Here is a 568-nt window from a genome sequence, read left to right on the forward strand (position 1 = left end):
TATTAAGCTCAGAAACATGATTTTGATTGCTAGCTTTTTCTGGCGACTAACGCCGCGTTAAGTGGTGAGCAACGCTACCACCCTACCTAAACCATTGTGCCGTAAACACTAAATTCAAAGCAAACCGAAAATGCCAAGCGTTGGGAATCCGTCTTAAACGCTTTGTTATGTTTGTGTCAACGGTTCTTCTACTTTACTAGCGTATAAATCATGCAACTGTTCATTGTTCAAAGAAAACAGCTTTTTCCCCTGATAATAGAGTTCTATTGGATGCTCAGGATGACTTTGACAACCATCAATCAGCTCTAAGGTTCTAATTAAGCTGAGATCAATAGCTTCAGCAACAACCTCTAATAGTAAAGCTTTTTCATCGTGAGGCATTGAGTTCAACCAACTTTGAGCACGCTTAGATACCCCAATGTTATCTCCAGTCATCCACTCAATTGTGTGATCCCGAGCATTATCAACTATTAGGTGGATCAAATCGTTGTTATTCATATCTACCTCTAAAAACATAACGCCCTGTTAAGGTGTGAGCAACGCAATACCGAAGTTGCCGCATACCACC

1 protein-coding gene is annotated in these 568 nt (G+C 40.7%); it reads right to left on the bottom strand.

The window, feature by feature from the left end:
- Positions 1–165: 165 nt before the first annotated feature.
- Positions 166–498: a hypothetical protein gene (locus VHA02S_RS25070; RefSeq protein ID WP_038899036.1), complete on the bottom strand. Its 333-nt coding sequence runs from the start codon at positions 496–498 to the stop codon at positions 166–168.
- Between the last annotated feature and the right edge of the window lie 70 nt (positions 499–568).

Origin of the sequence: Vibrio harveyi NBRC 15634 = ATCC 14126 = KCTC 12724 (assembly GCF_001591145.1) — a bacterium.
GTDB classification, from domain to species: Bacteria; Pseudomonadota; Gammaproteobacteria; order Enterobacterales; family Vibrionaceae; genus Vibrio; species Vibrio harveyi.

Bases quoted from the DNA above. Each gene is read 5' to 3' on its own strand.
- VHA02S_RS25070 (WP_038899036.1), bottom strand. From the start codon at position 498: ATGAATAACAACGATTTGATCCACCTAATAGTTGATAATGCTCGGGAT.